The 17607-nt window shown below is 58.4% G+C and carries 13 protein-coding genes; 7 read left to right on the top strand and 6 right to left on the bottom strand.

Annotated elements, in window-relative coordinates; translation table 11 throughout:
- Nucleotides 1-514: 514 nt before the first annotated feature.
- Nucleotides 515-3259 carry a ribonuclease E/G gene (locus E1297_RS18585; protein WP_155140968.1) on the top strand — a complete coding sequence of 915 codons (2745 nt, stop codon included), beginning with the start codon at nt 515-517 and terminating at the stop codon, nt 3257-3259.
- A 146-nt stretch (nt 3260-3405) separates the two neighbouring features.
- Here E1297_RS18585 and E1297_RS18580 read toward each other — a convergent pair whose 3' ends face one another.
- On the bottom strand, nt 3406-4569 hold the full coding sequence (locus E1297_RS18580) for a pyridoxal phosphate-dependent aminotransferase (protein ID WP_196223353.1): 1164 nt from the start codon (nt 4567-4569) through the stop codon (nt 3406-3408).
- Between the two features lie 165 nt (nt 4570-4734).
- On the opposite strand from E1297_RS18580, the gene E1297_RS18575 reads away from it, so the two are divergent.
- The 5 genes from E1297_RS18575 (at nt 4735) to aat (ending at nt 9831) form a co-directional block, all read left to right on the top strand.
- Complete coding sequence (locus E1297_RS18575; RefSeq protein WP_368669611.1) at nt 4735-6165, top strand: M48 family metalloprotease; 1431 nt, start codon at nt 4735-4737, stop codon at nt 6163-6165.
- A 41-nt stretch (nt 6166-6206) separates the two neighbouring features.
- Nucleotides 6207-7001 carry a DsbA family protein gene (locus E1297_RS18570; protein ID WP_155140965.1) on the top strand — a complete coding sequence of 265 codons (795 nt, stop codon included), beginning with the start codon at nt 6207-6209 and terminating at the stop codon, nt 6999-7001.
- A gap of 281 nt (nt 7002-7282) precedes the next feature.
- Nucleotides 7283-7753, top strand: coding sequence for an acetyl-CoA carboxylase biotin carboxyl carrier protein (gene accB / locus E1297_RS18565; RefSeq protein WP_155140962.1), 471 nt, complete (start codon nt 7283-7285; stop codon nt 7751-7753).
- Between the two features lie 11 nt (nt 7754-7764).
- Nucleotides 7765-9111, top strand: coding sequence for an acetyl-CoA carboxylase biotin carboxylase subunit (gene accC, locus E1297_RS18560; protein ID WP_155140960.1), 1347 nt, complete (start codon nt 7765-7767; stop codon nt 9109-9111).
- A 30-nt stretch (nt 9112-9141) separates the two neighbouring features.
- Complete coding sequence (gene aat, locus E1297_RS18555) at nt 9142-9831, top strand: leucyl/phenylalanyl-tRNA--protein transferase (RefSeq protein WP_155140958.1); 690 nt, start codon at nt 9142-9144, stop codon at nt 9829-9831.
- Between the two features lie 57 nt (nt 9832-9888).
- On the opposite strand, the gene E1297_RS18550 is transcribed toward aat, so the two are convergent.
- Together E1297_RS18550 and E1297_RS18545 are read right to left on the bottom strand one after the other, a co-directional pair.
- Complete coding sequence (locus E1297_RS18550; protein WP_368669609.1) at nt 9889-10473, bottom strand: DUF2155 domain-containing protein; 585 nt, start codon at nt 10471-10473, stop codon at nt 9889-9891.
- Between the two features lie 128 nt (nt 10474-10601).
- Nucleotides 10602-13457, bottom strand: coding sequence for a valine--tRNA ligase (locus E1297_RS18545; RefSeq protein WP_155140956.1), 2856 nt, complete (start codon nt 13455-13457; stop codon nt 10602-10604).
- A gap of 167 nt (nt 13458-13624) precedes the next feature.
- Between E1297_RS18545 and E1297_RS18540 the strand changes: the two genes are divergently transcribed.
- A complete protein-coding gene (locus tag E1297_RS18540; protein ID WP_155140954.1) occupies nt 13625-14059 on the top strand; it encodes a DUF1284 domain-containing protein in 435 nt (144 codons plus the stop codon).
- Nucleotides 14060-14074: 15 nt separating this feature from the next.
- Here the strand turns inward: E1297_RS18540 and E1297_RS18535 are convergent, their stop codons facing one another.
- The 3 genes from E1297_RS18535 to E1297_RS18525 all read right to left on the bottom strand — a co-directional run bounded on the left by E1297_RS18535 (nt 14075) and on the right by E1297_RS18525 (nt 17333).
- On the bottom strand, nt 14075-14770 hold the full coding sequence (locus E1297_RS18535; protein WP_155140952.1) for a PopZ family protein: 696 nt from the start codon (nt 14768-14770) through the stop codon (nt 14075-14077).
- 257 nt (nt 14771-15027) lie between these two features.
- Nucleotides 15028-16425: a TolC family outer membrane protein gene (locus E1297_RS18530; RefSeq protein WP_368669608.1), complete on the bottom strand. Its 1398-nt coding sequence runs from the start codon at nt 16423-16425 to the stop codon at nt 15028-15030.
- A gap of 245 nt (nt 16426-16670) precedes the next feature.
- Nucleotides 16671-17333 (bottom strand): protein-L-isoaspartate O-methyltransferase, encoded by a 663-nt coding sequence (locus tag E1297_RS18525; RefSeq protein ID WP_155140950.1) that lies wholly within the window; start codon nt 17331-17333, stop codon nt 16671-16673.
- Nucleotides 17334-17607: the final 274 nt, after the last annotated feature.

The following is a 17607-nucleotide window of genomic DNA, read 5'->3' as shown; positions in this document are numbered from 1 at the left end:
TACCTTACGGATTCCGATCCGCTATCGATACCTTCCACGTTGACGCATTTGGGATTGTTTCCACACGTCTTCGTCGACACCGGGCTCCGGCAGGCCAGAATTTCAGCACAATCCTGCCAGGGAACGCTTCCGGGCCAGTCTGAACGGTGAGGTAAGTTAGCGGTCCCGGCGCCGGCCGGCCGATCTGATTCGAGTTATCCGCGAACAGTTTCGGCAAGGTGCCAATCCGGAAACGCGGCGCGGCCAAGGCAGTCTTCCTGCTCCACTCCGCCGGGAACAGACAACGATTCAACACTTGAAAGCCCTGGAGGCTTTCACAGGAACCACGTGATGCAAATGAAGAACAACATTCTGTGCGGCACCGCTTCAGCGGCCACACATGGTGTTGCTTCGGCTCCGTCCATAAAAGGTTCCTCAAACTTCTTATTCGAAACCAGTACGGCAGCAGGGACGGCGCTTTCCGCCCGGCGCGAGAAATGCGCGCGAGACACCGCTGCCGTGGAGACAAGTACCTATGGCAAACAAAATGCTGATCGACGCGGCCCACCCGGAAGAAACCCGGGTCGTCGTCGTCCGAGGCAATCGGGTTGAAGAATTCGATTTTGAAGCAGCAAACCGGAAGCAACTGCGCGGAAATATCTATCTCGCGAAAGTAACCCGGGTCGAACCGTCCCTGCAGGCGGCCTTCGTCGAATATGGCGGAAACCGTCACGGTTTCCTTGCCTTCAGTGAAATTCATCCAGACTATTATCAAATTCCGGTTGCCGACCGGCAGGCGCTGCTTGAGGCGGAAGCCGCACAGCCCGAGCAGGACGACACTTCGGAGACAGAAGACAAACCGAAACGCAAGCGCCGCACCAGTACAAAGGCCGCAAAAACCGAAACGCCGAACGATAAGGTCAGCGAAGCGGTTTCTGAAACGGACGCCTCTGACACGCAACCGTCCGAAAACGCACCTTCGGATGCCCCTGCAGCTGGCGGCAGTTCCGACACCGGCAACGTTGAAGCATCTGGCGAGCAAGAAGCTGCAAACGAGACTTCGCAAGCTGCGGAAACCGAAGAAAGCGCTGCAAAACCGCGCAAGTCCCGCCGGTCCCGCCGCCGGAAAGATGCGTCTGCCGAAACGGAGGACGATGTGGACAGCGACGGTGACGCGGATGATCAGGTTGAGTCGGTTGGCGCCGAAGACGCGATGGAAGAGGTTCCCGAGCGCCGTCAGCCGCCACGCAAGCAATACAAGATCCAGGAAGTCATCAAGCGCCGTCAGGTCATCCTGGTTCAGGTCGTGAAGGAAGAACGCGGCAACAAGGGCGCTGCGCTGACAACCTATCTGTCGCTTGCCGGCCGGTACTCTGTCCTGATGCCGAACACGGCCCGTGGTGGCGGGATTTCACGCAAGATCACCCAGCCGACCGACCGCAAGCGCCTGAAGAAGATCGCATCCGAACTTGATGTGCCGGAAGGCATGGGCGTCATCCTGCGGACCGCAGGCGCCAGCCGCACCAAAGCCGAGATCAAGCGCGATTTTGAATATCTGATGCGTCTTTGGGAAAACGTGCGTGAACTGACCCTCAGGTCCAGTGCGCCGAGCCTCGTCTATGAGGAAGGCAGCCTGATCAAGCGCTCGATTCGCGATCTTTACAACAAGGATATCGACGAAGTTCTGGTCGCAGGCGACGAAGGCTACCGGGAGGCAAAGGACTTCATGCGCATGCTCATGCCGAGCCATGCCAAGAACGTCCAGCCCTACCGCGACCCGTCCCCCCTGTTCATACGCTACGGGGTTGAGCCGCAGCTGGATGCGATGTTCTCGCCACAGGTGACGCTGAAATCCGGTGGCTATATTGTCATCAACCAGACCGAAGCTCTTGTCTCCATTGATGTAAACTCGGGCAAATCCACCCGCGAGCACAATATCGAGGACACCGCGCTTCAGACCAACCTGGAAGCAGCCGAGGAAGTTGCCCGGCAACTGCGCCTGCGCGACCTCGCCGGCCTTGTTGTGATCGACTTCATCGACATGGAGGAGAACAAGAACAACCGTCTGGTCGAGCGCAAGCTTAAGGACTGCCTGAAGAGCGACCGCGCCCGGATTCAGGTTGGACGGATCTCGCATTTTGGCCTGCTCGAAATGTCACGCCAGCGCCTGCGGACCGGGGTTCTTGAAAGCTCCACGACACCCTGCCCGCATTGTAATGGTACCGGCATGATCCGGTCGGTGGAGTCTGTGGCACTCCATGTTCTGCGCTCGCTTGAAGACAATCTTCTGAAAGGTGCGACCCACAACCTGATCATCCGCACAACCACGTCAGTTGCGCTCTACATCCTGAACCAGAAGCGCTCCAACCTGACGGATCTGGAGACCCGCTTTGCCGTCTGGATCGAAGTGTATGCGGATGACATGGTCAATGGCCAGCTTTATGTGCTGGAGCGCGCCGATCCGATAAACCGTGACGAGATCCCGCAGCCGCATGTCTCGATGGCCCAGCCACATGTGGTTGAAATCGAGGAGGAACCGGCTCCACAAGAGGAAACTCGCGTTGAGCAATCGGACGAGAATTCCGACGACCGGGACCGCAAGCGCCGCCGCCGCCGCAAGCGCCGCCGGGGCGGTGCTCAGGATGATCAGCCAGAAGCCAATGCCGCTCAGGACGGTGACGGCGAAGACGGTGAAACCACGGACGAAGACACGGAAAACCGCGTCGAGGCCGGCGAAGATGGTGATGAACCGCGCAGAAAACGCCGCCGGGGACGCCGGGGCGGCCGCCGTGGACGCCGGAATGAAGACGGGACCGAATCAGAGCAGCTGGCGTCCGAAGACGGCGACGGTACAGCTGCCGTAGCCAGCGAGACGGACAGTTCGTCAAACGACACACCAGCGGACTCCACTTCCGAAGGTGAAGCTGCTCCTGAACAGGCCGGGAGCGAATCTTCCGAGGCTGTAACAGGCGAAGTGACGGTCGAAGCAGCTGCAATCGAAGTCACCACCGAGACATCGGAAGCAGCGGACCAAAGCCTCGAGAGCACTTCCGAAGCAACGCCAGCCGGACACCTGAATGGCGGGGCAGAGACTTCGGAACCGGCGGTCGAGGCATCTGAAACTGAAGACGCCAGCACGGCCTCACCTTCGGACGACGCCGAACCGGTCGAGCAGGCCCTTCCGAAACAGCCGGTTCTGACAAGTGAAACGGCTGAAGAGGAAGAAAAAGACGATAAGCCGAAGCGCGGCGGATGGTGGCAACGCCGTTCCTTCTTTTAAGACGGAATCGCTGAAGGATTCTCTCCAGCTCTCCGGTATTTTTTGAGTGAACAGAGACACTCTGAAAGACAAAAGGCGGCCTCAAGGCCGCCTTTTTTATACACCGTGCAAGGCTTCGGATTCTTGGCTGAGCGGTACAACCCGGATCAAGCCAGCCAGTCTTTCAGACGCTCGACCGCCTCTCTCATGTCCTCAAGGCGGCCGGCAAAGGAAAACCGCGTAAACTCGGCCCCATGAACCGGATCAAAGTCTGCGCCCGGCGTCGCGGCAACTCCGGCCTCCTCCAGCATGCGCCGCGTGAACGCAAGGCTGTCGGGCGCAAAACGGCTCGTGTCTGCGTAGATGTAAAATGCGCCGTCGACAGGCAACAGCTTGTCAAAGCCGATAGCCGGCAGGCTCTCCAGCAGAAAGTCACGGTTCGCGGCATAGCCCTGACGGACGCGCTCAAGTTCCTGTGTGGCATCCAGTGCTGCCATCGCGGCAATCTGCGACAGTTCTGGCGGCGAAATATAAAGGCTTTGACCTATTCGCTCGGCCGGACGGACCAGGACCTCCGGAAGCACCATCCAGCCAATACGCCATCCGGTCATGCAATAATATTTCGAGAAACTGTTGATGACGATGGCATTGCCGGATGTAGACAAGGCCGTTGCCTGCTCACACTCATAGACAAGCCCGTGATAGATCTCGTCGGAAATGAACCAGATGCCGTTTGCATCGCAATAGCGGACGAGATCGGACAGCGCCTCCGGCGTCATCATGGTCCCGGTCGGGTTCGCAGGGCTTGCGACAAGAACACCCTTAACCGGACCATCCAGCGCGGCTTTGTCAATCAACTCCGGTGTCAGGCTCCATCGGGTCTCCGGCCCCACTTCCACCTCCACCGGAACCAGCCCCAACGCCTTCAAAATGTTTCTGTAGGCAGGATAACCGGGCGCGGTCAGAACAACCCGGTCACCGGGATCGAACGCCGCAAGAAAGGCAAGATTAAACCCCGCCGACGAGCCTGTCGTGACCATGATGCGGCTGTCTTCGATCTCCACGCCATACGCATCCCGATAATGACGGACAAGGCGGTTTCGAAGCGGGGCGATGCCACGTGCATGGGTGTAGCCGATCGCACCATTTTCAAGCGCGTCTGCAGCCGCTTGTCTCGCAATCTTGGGTGCTGGTGCCGCCGGTTGTCCGACCTCCATGTGAATGATCGACCGGCCAGCGGCTTCCAGTTCGGCTGCCCTTGCCAGGACATCCATGGCCAGAAAAGGGGCAACATCACTTCTGCGAGAGGGTCCAAGGCCATGGGCTGCCATAAAAAACTCCAATTTTCCCTGCGATACGCCGCATTCAGGCTGCCGTTCCTACACCAGTTACGGATCATTTGGTATCACCTCCGTGCTTGACCCGGTCCGGACGCGCTCCTACGGTCGCTGACAAAATGGCCGTTGGCCCGATTGCCCATGAGGTTTAGCGACAAAGTGACTGTTTCTACGCGCATGCTCCGCAATTTCACGTCCCCTAAAGGTTCCCGACTGCCCGGAAAGGTTCTTGCTCTGGCACTGGCTGCCGCCGTGGCCAGCCCGATCGCCGCTCCCACGCCCGCGGAAGCGCAACGGGGAAAACTGTCCCTGATTCGAGACGCTGAAACGGAAGCGTTGATGCGGGATTATGCCAAGCCGATTTTCCGCGCTGCCGGCATTGCCCGTTCCGAGCCCGAAATCATTCTGGTCAACGACAAGAGCTTTAACGCCTTTGTTCCCGATTCACGCCGGATGTTCATCAATATCGGCGTCCTGATGGAAGCGGAAACCCCCGGCGAGGTGATTGGCGTTATCGCCCATGAAAGCGGTCATATTGAAGGCCGCCATCTCGTTCGCCTCAGGGCAGCGGCCTCCAATGCGGCAATCATGTCGGTTATCGGCACCCTGCTTGGTGCCGGGGCCATCGCCGCGGGCACGGCATCGGGCACAGACGGCGTTGCTCAGGGCGGCCTGGTCACAGCTCTTGGCGCCGGTTCTGTCGGACAGCGGACATTCCTGTCCTACCAGCGCGGGGAAGAAGCGGCCGCAGACCGGGCGGCACTCAGATATCTGGATGCGACCGGACAAAGTGCGCGCGGGATGCTGAAGACATTTGACCGGATGGCGGAACAGCAACTGTTTTCCGCCCGCTATGCAGACCCTTACGCCCAAAGCCACCCAATGGCCCGCGACCGCCACAATTCGTTGGAAAACGCGGCGCGCAACAGCAAGTATTTCAACAAGGCCGAGGATCCGGTGCTTCAGTACCGGCACGACATGGTCCGTGCCAAACTGATCGCCTATACAAGCCACCCGCAATCCGTCGCCCGCGCTTATCCGCGATCCGACAAGAGCCTGGCCGCGCAATATGCAAGGGCCATCGGCGCGATGAAAAGCCGGGGCAAGGGAGCTGTTCCAGAGATCGACAAGTTAATCCGTCAGCACCCGAACAATCCTTATTTTCATGAACTGAAGGGGCAGGCACTCCTCGAAGGCGGAGATCCGCGCAGCGCCATCGCACCGTTCCGCAAGGCGCTTTCAATCAAGCCGAACGAGCCGCAATTCATGGTCTGGCTTGGCTATGCGCTCGTCGCCGCCAACAATCCGGCCAACCTTCCCGAGGCTGAAAACCTGCTGAAAAAGGCAATTCAGAGGGACCCCAACTCCGGCGTAGCCTACAGCCAGCTCGCAATAGCCCATTCACGTCAGGGAGAACGCCCGCAGGCAGACCTCGCAACCGCGAAGGGCCTGATGGTCAGCGGCGATTTTCAGGGCGCGAAGCGATACGCACAACGCGCTCAACAGAATTTGAAGCGCGGATCACCGTCCTGGCTTCAGGCCGATGATATTGTGTCATACAAGCCACCCCAGCTGGAACGCCGCCGCTAAGCGATCATCCAGTTGAAGAAAGGCCCTCATAGGAGCACCAAATGAATCTGATTGCGTGCGTCTCCCGCACCGGAGGCCGGATGACAACCAGCGTTGTCACACTGGCCCTGTTCGCGGTCATTGCCATGACATTCGTCGCAAGCCCGGCCCGGTCTGAAGAGATCGATCGCGGTGCGGTCGAAAAAATCGTGCGGGAATACATCCTGCAAAACCCGGAAATCATTTCCGAAGCCCTGACCGAACTGGACAAGCGGCAACAGGAAGCCGAAGCGGCAGCCCGCCGCCAGGCACTGACCGATGCCTCTGACGTCCTGTTCAACTCCACCCGCCAGGTGGTCATGGGCAATCCGGAAGGTTCGGTCACACTGGTCGAGTTTTTCGACTACAACTGCGGCTATTGCAAGCGCGCCTATGGCGACATGGTACGCCTGATCGACGAAAACCCGGAGCTGCGCGTCGTGCTCAAGGAATTCCCGGTGCTTGGCCAGCCCTCGGTAGAGGCCGCTCAGGTGGCTGTCGCCGTGAACGCGGTTGCCCCTGACAAATACGGCGCGTTTCACGAAAGCCTGATGATGCAACGGGGGCAGGCCAACCGGGCATCGGCAATCAAAGCCGCCATTGATGCCGGTATCGACGAGGCCAAGTTGCAAGAAGCCATGGCAACCGACGAAGCGGGTCAGACATTCGAGGAAGTCTACAGCCTCGCCAACCGCCTAGGCCTTACCGGCACGCCATCTTACGTAATCGGCGAAGATGTCGTGATGGGCGCTGTCGGCTACGATACGTTACAGTCAAAAGTGAGCGCCTTGTCCGATTGCGGCCAGACAAGCTGTTGAAACAAAGCGCCAACATGTCTCTGGATTAATCAGGGCTTTTCCTAAGTCCAATCAATCCTTATAAGGTGCATGGCCCTGCCTTTTGGGAAGGAAGGGCCATGTTTTTGTGCGCCGGCTCCATTCCTCCTGTTGTTGGGAACGGCGCTCAGCGTGCGTGTCTGTGAGTGATTGCGTCGCGCGGGCCGGGTTTGCGGTTCGCGCCGAGCCAGGATCCTTTCGGGATCGCGCAATGTTTCATGGATGCAAATGTCATGCGGCCCGAACACGAAAGCCAATGTAACATGTCGAAAGATAACAAGAAATTTGACACGGCCCTGATCCGCGATCTGGCCGTCCTTCTGGACGAGACCAATCTCAGCGAGATCGAGCTCGAGCAAGACGATTTCCGGATTCGCGTCGCCCGCCAGTTGAATATCGAAGCCCCCATCTCCTACGCTCAGGCCGCTCCTGCCCCGGCGCCGCAAGCGGCTTCAGCTCCCGCGGATGCATCCGCGCAGGCGGTTGCTGCAGGCCCGCATCCGGGCACCATCACCTCACCGATGGTCGGCACAGCCTACCTGGCACCGGAGCCCGGCGCGCCTGATTACGTCAAAATCGGCGACAAGGTCACCGAAGGCCAGACGATCCTGATCGTCGAGGCAATGAAGACGATGAACCATATCCCGGCAACCAAGTCCGGCACCGTCAAACAGATTCTGGTCGAAAATGCCCAGCCGGTCGAGTTCGGCGAGCCCCTCATCATCGTCGAATAAAGGGGCCTCCCATGTTCTCCAAAATCCTGATTGCCAACCGCGGCGAGATTGCCTTGCGCATCCTGCGGGCGTGCAAGGAACTCGGCATTTCGACGGTTGCCGTGCATTCGACGGCTGATGCGGATGCCATGCATGTCCGCCTCGCCGATGAAAGTGTCTGCATCGGCCCGCCCTCGGCAACCGACAGCTATCTGAACATCCCGCAACTTCTGGCGGCCTGTGAAATCACCGGCGCCGACGCGGTGCATCCCGGCTACGGCTTCCTGTCCGAGAACGCCCGCTTCGCGGAAATCCTCGAAGCCCACAACATCGAGTTCATTGGCCCGACCGCCGAACATATCCGGATCATGGGCGACAAGATCCAGGCGAAGCAAACCGCCAAGGATCTGGGCATTCCGGTTGTACCGGGCTCTGACGGGGCTGTGACCCCGCAAGACGATGCCCACGCCATCGCGCGGGACATCGGTTATCCGGTTCTGGTCAAGGCGGCTGCAGGCGGCGGCGGCCGCGGCATGAAAGTGGCCCGCACCGAAGAAGAGCTGGAATCCGCACTCTCCACGGCCCGCGCGGAGGCAAAAGCCGCATTTGGCGACGATGCGCTTTACATGGAAAAGTACCTAGGCAAGCCGCGCCATATCGAGATCCAGGTCCTGGGCGACGGCAAGGGCAATGCGGTGCATCTGGGCGAGCGTGACTGTTCGCTTCAGCGCCGGCACCAGAAGGTTCTGGAGGAAGCCCCCTCCCCGAGCCTGAACGAAAGCCAGCGCAGCGAAATCGGCGAAATCGTTGCCAACGCCATGCGCAAGCTGAAATACCGCGGCGTCGGCACGGTCGAATTCCTCTATGAAAACGGCGAGTTCTATTTCATCGAAATGAACACCCGCTTGCAGGTGGAACACCCGGTCACCGAAATGATCACCGGGATCGATCTGGTGAACGAACAGATCAGGATTGCAGCCGGTGGTTCGCTGGACATGTCTCAAGAGGACATTCTGTTCGAAGGGCATGCCATCGAATGCCGGATCAACGCCGAAGATCCGCGCACATTCGCGCCGTCTCCGGGCCTGATCACCTACTACCACCCACCCGGCGGCCTCGGCGTTCGTGTGGATTCCGGTGTTTATCAGGGCTACAAAATTCCGCCATACTATGACAGTCTGATTGGCAAATTGATCGTGCACGGGCGCAACCGGGTCGAATGCATGATGCGGCTGCGGCGGTGTTTGGACGAGTTCGTGGTTGACGGGATCAATTCGACAATTCCGCTTTTTCGCGACCTGGTGGACAATCAGGACATCGCGAACGGCCAATATGATATTCACTGGCTGGAAAAGTACTTGGCGGAAAAGACGGACTGACCCTTTCAGCCCGTTGGATGAAGACGGCAGATGGCAGGTTATCAAGACGACATTGTCATGGAAATCACACCGCAGGTGCTTCTGAAGGCCTATGCCTGCGGTCTGTTCCCGATGGCCGAATCTGCCGACGATCCGGGCCTTTTCTGGCTCGAACCGGAGCGGCGGGGCATCCTTCCTCTGGATGGATTTCACCTCCCCCGCCGCCTGCGGCGCACAATCCGCAATGATGTTTTCGAAATCCGCGTCAGCAGCGACTTCCACGGCGTGATCGACGGCTGCGCCGCCCCGATGCCAGACAGGCCCAAGACCTGGATCAATACGGAAATCCGGCGCCTCTATGGCGAGCTATTCGACATGGGGCATTGCCACACGATCGAGGCCTGGCAGGATGGCGAGCTGGTTGGCGGGCTTTACGGCGTCAGCCTGAATGGCGCGTTTTTCGGCGAAAGCATGTTCACGTTCCGGACCGACGCCTCAAAGGTGTGCCTGGCCCATTTGGTCGCGCGCCTGATCGTTGGCGGCTTTTCCCTGCTCGACACGCAGTTTGTCACCGATCACCTGAGCCGTTTCGGCACAATGGAGATCTCGCAAGAAGACTACACTGCGCGTCTGAACTACGCCTTGCAGCTTGAAACGGACTTTTTCGCCTTCCCGGTCAATGCAACGGGTACGGAAGTCCTCAATGTTCTGGACAACTGGAACACAGGCACGCGCCGGTAGTAACAACGCCCGAATTAAATCATTCGGGCGGTTGGTATCAGGCTCTGGCAGCCAGCGTTAAAAGGGTTTCGGCCGGGGTATTCCGGGAGACGTGATACCGTCATCGGATCCCGCGAGCGGATCGGCTGCATTGGCCACCGTTTCGCGGATCGCCGGACCCGAATAGTTCTCGGGCGGCGGCACATCCGAGCTCAGCTTGCAATCGGTCAGCCAGACGTCATAGACCGCATGCTCCACGGCATGAAGCCCGGGGCTCGCGGCATACATCCAGCCGGAAAAGATCCGCCGGACTTCATTGTTGAGCGTGATTTCGTCGACCTGCACGAAACCCGTGGTCATGGGCGATTCCGTTTGCGGACGGGTATGGCAGACCCTCGGGGTCACCTGCAATGCCCCAAACTGAACCGTCTCCCCGATATAGACATCAAAGGAAATGATACGGCCGGTGATCTTGTCGAGCCCGGAAAAGACGGCGACCGGATTTTCGATTTTGCCGGGCTGGACGTCGGTTTGTGGCAGAGCCCCGAACTGGGCCTGCGCATGTGCAATACCGGCAAACACCAATCCGGCGCATGATGCGATCGCCATTCCGAAAACCGATTGCATTCGCTTTTGGACCTTGCCCATAAATTCTGCCGTCATTCTGGTTGTCATTCTGGATCCGGAAACGCGCCAAGCCTGCTTTGACTTTCCACTTGGGTTTCGCGGTAACACCCGAATAAGGCCCGGAAAAGACACGTTTCCGGACCTCCTTGTTTATTCAGGGCAAACTAGCCGATCTCAGCCAGGCGCCCAACCGCCACCTTGACCTTGTCGAGACGCTCTCCGAGCTCGGCCTTTTTCTCCCGTTCTCCGTCAACCACGTCTTCGGGTGCCTTTTCGACAAACTTCGGATTGGCGAGCTTCTTCTCAATACGGGCGATCTCCCCTTCCAGCTTGGAGACCTCCTTGCCGAGACGGGCCCGTTCCGCACCAAGGTCGATAACCCCCGCCAGAGGCAGGCAAACAGTTGCCTCGCCGACGATGATCTGGGCAGACCCTGATGGGGCTTCATCAGCCGTTTCGATTTTTTCTGCGCGTGCAAGGCGCAAAATTGCCGCTTCATGCGTCTTCAAACGGGCCCTGGTCTCTTCATTGGCCTCCGCCAGAACAACCGAGACCTTGGCCCCCGCGGGCACATTCATCTCGGCACGCACCGAGCGGATTTCCGAGATCAGCGTCACCAGCCAGTTGATTTCACCGGCCGCTGCCTCATCCTCCATCTCAGCCTTTGGCCAGCTGGCCTGCATCAGCAATCCATCAGCCTGTGCGCCCTCGTCACCTAACCGCTCCCACAGCTCCTCGGTGAGGAACGGCATGAAGGGGTGGAGGATCTTCAGGATTTCGTCGATCGCCCAGGCTGCCGTTGCCCGGGTTTCCGCCTTGGCGGCTTCATCACCGCCGTTGAAGACCGGCTTGGCCAGCTCGAGATACCAGTCGCAGAACGTGTTCCAGACAAAACGGTAAACGCTAGCCGCCGCATCATTGAAGCGATAGCCCTCGATGGCCGCCGTCACCTCTTCGGCACACCGGCCGGTCTCGGTCATGATCCAGCGGTTCAACGTCAGCGTTGCAGACGCCGGATCAAAACCCTCGCGGCGGGCACAGCCGTTCATTTCGGCAAAACGCGCCGCATTCCAGAGCTTGGTGGCAAAGTTGCGGTATCCGGCCACACGGCTGGTCGAGAGCTTCAGATCCCGCCCCTGAGCGGCCATGGCTGTCAGGGTGAAGCGCAGGGCATCCGCACCATACTCCTCGATCAGTGCCAGAGGATCGATGACGTTGCCTTTCGACTTCGACATCTTCTGCCCCTTCTCGTCACGGACAAGGGCATGGATATACACCGTCTCGAACGGCTCCTGCTTCATGAAGTGAAGCGACATCATCATCATCCGGGCAACCCAGAAGAAGATGATGTCAAAACCGGTGATCAGCGTCGTGGTCGGGAAGTAGGTCGCCAGTTCCGGCGTCTCATCCGGCCAGCCGAGGGTCGAGAACGGCCAGAGCGCCGAGGAGAACCAGGTATCGAGAACATCCTCTTCGCGCCTCAGCTCGACCGCCTTGCCATAGTGGGTGGCGGCTTCCGCTGCAGCTTCCTCCTCGCTCGTGGCAACAAACACCTCTCCGTCCGGGCCGTACCACGCCGGGATCCGGTGCCCCCACCACAGCTGACGGGAGATACACCAGGGCTCGATGTTCTCCATCCACTCGTAGTAGGTCTTGTCCCAATTCTGCGGAACAAACTTCGTGCGGCCTTCACGAACGCTTGCGATTGCCGGCTCGGCCATGGTCTTGGCATCGGCAAACCACTGGTCGGTCAGCATAGGCTCGATCACGACATTCGAACGGTCCCCGAAGGGCTGCATGATCTTTTTCGATTCGACATAGGGAATGTCATTGCCCTCATCATCCTTGATGGTGACGGCAAGTCCTTCCGCATTGATCGCCTCGACAACCTTTGTGCGGGCCTGCAATCGATCAAGGCCGCGATACTCGTCGGGAACCAGGTTGATCGCATCCACATCGGCTTCCGGCGGGAGGTCCCCGGTCTCGACAATCTCCTGCGCCTGTCTTGCACACTCCGCATAAGCCGCACCATCAGCACGCATGGCCGCGACATTGTCCATCAACCGGTAAAGCGGTATCCCGTTGCGCTTGGCGACCTGATAGTCGTTGAAATCATGTGCGCCGGTGATCTTGACCGCACCCGACCCGAAATCCGGATCCGGGTAATCATCGGTGATGATCGGAATGAGACGGCGGTGCTCTTTGGGGCCAACCGGGATCTCACACAGCTTTCCGATGATCGGCTTGTAGCGCTCGTCATCCGGATGGACTGCAACGGCACCGTCCCCCAGCATGGTTTCAGGACGGGTGGTCGCGATGGAAATATAGTCACGTGTTTCGCGGAACGTGACGTTTCCGTCTTCGTCCTTCTCGACATACTCATAGGTTTCGCCGCCGGCCAGCGGGTACTTGAAATGCCACATGTGGCCGTCAACTTCCCGGTTCTCGACTTCGAGATCGGAAATCGCGGTTTCGAACTTCGGGTCCCAGTTGACAAGGCGCTTGCCGCGATAGATCAGGCCGTCCTTGTAGAGCTGGACAAAAACCTTGCGGACAGCGCGCGACAGACCCTCGTCCATGGTGAAGCGCTCCCGGCTCCAGTCACAGGAGGCCCCGAGGCGCTTCAGCTGATTGAAGATCATGCCGCCGGATTCGTCCTTCCAGGACCAGATCTTCTCGACGAATTTCTCACGCCCCAGGTCCCGACGGCCGGGTTCCTGACGCTCCATCAGCTGCCGTTCGACCACCATCTGCGTGGCGATACCGGCGTGATCCATCCCCGGCTGCCAGAGCACATCCTTGCCGCGCATGCGTTCGAAGCGGACCAGTATGTCCTGAAGCGTGTTGTTCAATGCGTGGCCCATGTGCAGCGAGCCGGTCACATTCGGCGGCGGAATTACGATGGAGTAAGCCGGAGCCCCTTCTTGAGCGCCTGCTCCGGCCTTGAAGGCCCCTGCCTTTTCCCAGGTTTCGTAAATCCGCGGCTCGACACTCGCCGCGTCATAGGTTTTATCCAGCATCTGGTGTACTCAAATGGAGATTATGCATTTGTTTTGTGAGCCCCCGTGTAAATCGGAAGGCGGGCCGCAAGTCAACCGCTGACGAAGGCTGTTTGCGCGCGAATGCCAAAACGCGCAAGCGCTCGCACTCCTGTAAACCCACACAAGTCCGAACCGGCTTTTTTTTCATGACCATCAGACTTCGCGCCCATCATCTACTCTGCATGCTGACATACGCCGGAAAGGGTTATTCGCCTGCATTTGTTGCGAACTACACCCGCATCGTGCGGCGCTTGTCACAAGGTGAGAAAGCCGTTCTGGTCAGTGGTCCGGATGATATCTGCGCGCCGGAACTCGGCACCTCAGCCTGTCATTGCCTCAATGACAGCGTCAGGGAACGCGACAGGCTTGCTCGCCACGACATTGAAGAACAGCTGCGGCGGCGCATAGAGCCGGGACCCCGGTTTACCCTGGCCGCTGCCGACATCTCCCATCTACGAGAGGCATTCGCCGATGGTCAGATTCGGACGGCATGTGCAGGTTGTGAATGGCATGAGCTGTGCTCCGGCATAGCGTCGAGCGGATATGCCGGATGCCAGCTATTCCCGGCACCAAGGAAATGACCAATTCGCTTTCGATTAGCGCCTGCGGGTCACGCGCTGGATCTCCTTCTTGACCATGTCCTCCACCATTGGCGGAAGGTTCTGATCAAGCCAGGCCTTCAACATTGGTCTCAGCATGTCGCGAACCAGGTCTTCCAGCGTTTGTGCCTGCGACCCGACGAACATGTGTGACAGATTATCGATCGCCGCATGCACCGCCTGACCGGTCGCGACCGAAGTCAGCGGCTCTTCGTCAGAGACCCGAGGCAAGTCATCTTCGGGCTCTGGCGTTATGCCATGCGAAGCAGGCTCGCCGGCACCGTAACCGGTCTCATCTTCATCAAAGACATCGCCATCGCCGTCCTGCGAACTGCTGCTTTCGACAGGGTGCCCTGAGCCTTTATCGGAAACGGCCTGATCTTCGGTCAATTCCAGGATATCATCGTCACCGGAAATTTGATCCCGCACTGCATCTGCCGCCATTTCATCTGGATCATCGACAACATCGTCGCCATCCATATCGAACAGCTTGTCCAGATCTTCCTGGGACATTTCCGTGCTGTTGCCCATATCTTCCGACGCCCCGACTTCCTCAATGTTTTTGACTGCGTGTCCCTGCGCGGCGACGGCACCCGCGCCCGTTGCAGGAGCCTCTTCATCGGCAATGATGCGGCGGATCGAGGCCAGGATTTCTTCCATTGACGGTTCGTCCGCCCGGTTCGCCCTTGCCATGCACCCCCCCCAGTTTCCCTTTACAGCATCCGCCAGGGACACCGTATTCAATCTATGATTCGTCCCGAGCGACTATAGAGGAAGTCAGGAAAAAGCGAACAGCCATCACCTTAAGCGCGACAGATTTTCCCGTTGAAAACGAGGCTCAAAGACCTGCTCCGTATTCAAACAAGATCACCAGACGACAGTGTACGCACAGCAGGTCCTTGCGGCAACAGTCTGAATAACGGCCTCCGGCTTTCCGGCAAAATTGCCGGCTACCGGCCGTCAGGTGTACGCAGTCCGAACCACTTGCCGCGAACAGCGCGATAGTGCTGTTCCGGGTTGTAGCGCTTGGCTGGGAGATCCAGCGTTGCCGCATCCAGCTTTCCGACTTCACTCACCAAAGTGTAACCGTAGGTGATACGGTCTGCCTGAGCCGTCACCAGGTCTGATTGCTGACTAATGAGTTCACGCTGCGCATCAAGAACATCCAGCGTCGTTCTTTGCCCGACACGCTGCTCCTCGATCACACCCTCAAGCGCCAATTGCTGCGCTGCGACCGCAGCACGGGCTGCAACAATCGCCTGCTCGGAGGCCTGATAGTTCCCCCAAGCCGATACAACATCCGCTCGAATTTGAGCCAGCGCCTCGTCCAATTGTATCTCCGCCTGACCCAACTCTTCCTTGGCCTGACGCACTTCCGAGCTTACCGTTCCCGCCTGATAGATCGGAATACTGACACTCCCAACGATTTCGGCAGTGTTGTAACCCACGATCGAAGCTGACGGATTGACGCTCCGAGACAAACTTCCGTCGAGAGTGACTGTCGGCAACAACTGCCCTTCGGTCGCCTTCACATTAAAGAGCGCCGCGTCCATCTCGTAGCGTGCTGCGCGAATGGAAGGTTCGAACTCTTCGAATATTTTCAGCGCTTCTTCCAGAGATTTCGGCACGAGCCGGTCGATATTTGTCCGCGCTGAAAGGTTCTTGGGTTCGACACCAATAATTTGGACATAGGTCGCTCTGGCCGAGTTGAGTGTTGCGATCGCAGAGGCAAGGGTCGCTTGGCTTTCCGCCAAGCGGGCCTCTGCCTGGGAAACGTCCGTACGTGTCCCTTCACCTACTTCAAACCGATCTTTTGCAGCCCGCACCTGCTCTTCCAGAAACTTCACATCGCTCCGCTGAAGCGCAACAAGCGCAGTATCCTCAATGACCGTCACATAAGCCTCGGCCGCATCTAAAAGGATTTCCTGCTCTGTTTCGCGCAATAGTTCTCGCTGCGCAAAGACAAGGGACTCCGCCTGACGGGTTGAGTTGATGGTTTGAAAACCCTGAAAAACCGTTTGACTGACAGTTACCGAACCTGTGGCCTGATTGAGTGACCCGCTCGAACTGCTTGAACTGCCTGCATCAATGACCTCCCGTCCAATCGTGCCTGATGCCGAGACTGTCGGGCGCCAACCCGCGAGTGCCTGCGGGACATTTTCGTCAACCACACGCAAGGTCGCGCGCGCCGCATTCAAGGTCGGGTTGTTTGAATAAGCGCGGGCCAAGGCCTCCTGGATACTCTCACCACTGGCCGAAACCACCGAACCGCCAACCCCTGCAGCAGACAAGGCGGTGGCCGTGAGTAACTTCGCAAAACCGGATCTCATCATAAAACCGAAATACACCTGATGCTCCTTGAGCGACCCCACCGCACTGATAGGACTTAAGTAAACTGACCGGATTTCCGAACGCAACCGGAACCCCCCCGTATCTGGTCAAAAAGAAATGACTGAGGCAAGAACGCAACAGACAAAGTCTAATTTTGACAATGAAATGGAGACTGGTCAGAGTGGTTTGATTTGTTGTGAAAAACCCTGAATGCCGCCATCAGAGACTATCCAGTTCGGGAAAGTCCCCGCCGACCATGAAATTAAAAGACGAATTCCGACGCCTTTTCAAATCCCGGAAGCACGGCTGCACATGCATTAAAACCGAACCGGCTGCTTACCGTTCCGCCGGAATTGAAATAGACCCGCGCCTGGGCTGCACCGCCCCGCCCTTCAATTACCACCAGACGTCCGCCGTCTTTCAGCTGCTTGACGATCGCCTCGGGCACAACATCCACTGCCCCATTAATGACAATGACATCATAAGGACCTTCAGAAGCGAAACCCTCCCGAAGCTTACCCTCAACAACTGCCGCGTTGTCGATGCCAAGCTCGACAAGCACCTCTCCCGCAGATTGCGCCAGGCCCTGATCCTCCTCGACCGCCACAACCGACGCCGCCAGCTTCGACAGGACCGCCGCCGCATAGCCCGTACCGGCACCAACAACGAGCACAACCTCATCCGCCGTGATGTTGGGCAGCTGGATCAACTTCCCAAAAACATGCGGCTTCAACAAAAAACGCCCTGATCCGGCAGGGCCAATCGGCAGATCTTCGTCAATATAGGCCACGACCCGCTTGGACGCCGGCACAAACTTTTCCCGCGGGACCATCTCCATTGCGTCCAGGATCCGGTGATCCGTTACATCATTGGTTCGCAGCTGGGTGTTCACCATCTGTGTACGGGACTGGGCATAGTCCGTCATGTCAACCCTCTTCCTCATCGCCGGGCACTTCTGCGCCGTTCATTAGCGAGACGTGCCCCTCGTGACAAGCACCTGATCCACATTATGCCAGACGCACCGGTTTTACCTCTTCTTTTTCGGCCATTATCCAAAGGGGTCCTTCAGGGAATTCTCTCACTATCCACTAATCAACACGGATTTTCGCAATCGGCCGATTGACAACCCCCCGCAACTCCCCGATAAGCCTGACCTCACACCATTTCGGGGCCTCTTGGCGGAGTGGTGACGCAGCGGA

Source organism: Roseibium sp. RKSG952 (assembly GCF_009711355.1).
The sequence above is the reverse complement of the archived record's forward strand: the minus strand, read 5'-3'. Positions and strand labels throughout refer to the sequence as shown.